This window comes from Crossiella sp. S99.2 (assembly GCF_023094165.1).
Classification (GTDB): Bacteria; Actinomycetota; Actinomycetes; order Mycobacteriales; family Pseudonocardiaceae; genus Crossiella.
The window spans coordinates 1-1,139 of the sequence record NZ_JALMDK010000041.1 but is presented as its reverse complement, the minus strand read 5'-3'; the positions used below and the strand labels follow the sequence as shown (position 1 = coordinate 1,139).

The following is a 1,139-nucleotide window of genomic DNA, read 5'->3' as shown; positions in this document are numbered from 1 at the left end:
CTAGTGTCCTGCGCCTGAAATCCGCTGGCAATATCGTGCGAGTGAGTCGATGATCTCTTCGGCGGTCTTCTGCCACACGAACGGCTTCGGGTTCTGGTTCCAGTCCTTGACCCACGCGCGGATGTCTTTCTCCAGCGCCACAACACTCTTGTGAACACCACGACGGATCAACTGATCGGTGAGGAACCCGAACCACCGCTCAACCTGGTTGATCCAGCTTGATCCGGTAGGGGTGAAGTGCATGTGGAACCGGGGATGCCTAGCGAGCCAGGCTTTGATCACCGGGGTCTTGTGGGTGCCGTAGTTGTCGCAGATCAGGTGGATGTCCAACTCGGCGGGGACAGTCTTGTCGATCGTGGTCAGGAACTTTTTGAACTCGGCGGCCCGATGCTTGCGGTGCAGTTCGCTGATCACGGTGCCGTCGGCGATGTTGAACGCGGCGAACAGGCTGGTGATGCCGTGGCGGACATAGTCGTGGCTGCGTCGTTCGGGCATGCCCGGCATCATCGGTAGCACCGGCTGGGAACGGTCCAGCGCCTGGACCTGGCTCTTTTCGTCGGTACACAGGACCACCGCCCGCTCAGGCGGGTTGTGGTAGAGCCCGACGACATCGATGACCTTGTCCACGAACAACGGGTCGGATGACAGCTTGAAGGTGTCAGCCCGGTGGGGTTTGAGTCCGAAATCTCGCCAGATCCGCCCGATTGTCGACTTCGACAGCCCGGACCGCTCGGCCATCGACTTGCGTGACCAGTGAGTGGCATTGCGGGGCGTCTGCTCCAGGGTCGCCACGATCACCTCCTCGACCCGGTCGAGCGCGATCGAGGGCGGCCGGCCGGGCCGTTCTTCGTCGAGCAGCCCGTCCAATCGCTGCGTGAGGAACCGGGACCGCCACTTGCCCACCGTCATCCGGTTGATCCCGAGCTGATCTGCGACCTCCACATTGGACAAACCTTCCGCGCTGGCCAGCACGATGCGACACCGCAACGCCAGCGCTTGCGCCGATTTCGCCCGCCGTTCCCAGCGCTGCAACGTCTCACGCTCGTCGTCGCTGAGGACCAGCTCGACCTTGGACCGTCCACGACCCGCCATCGCCGAATCCTACAATTAGATAGCGGATTTCAGGCGCAGGACACTAG

Annotated in this window: 1 protein-coding gene; it reads right to left on the bottom strand. The window is 62.2% G+C overall.

The features are described from left to right. Complete coding sequence (locus MZC64_RS47475) at nucleotides 1-1,092, bottom strand: IS630 family transposase (protein ID WP_247766274.1); 1,092 nt, start codon at nucleotides 1,090-1,092, stop codon at nucleotides 1-3. Nucleotides 1,093-1,139 lie beyond the last annotated feature (47 nt).

Coding starts and splice junctions, on each gene's coding strand:
- MZC64_RS47475 (WP_247766274.1), bottom strand. CDS start 1,092: ATGGCGGGTCGTGGACGGTCCAAGGTCGAGCTGGTCCTCAGCGACGAC.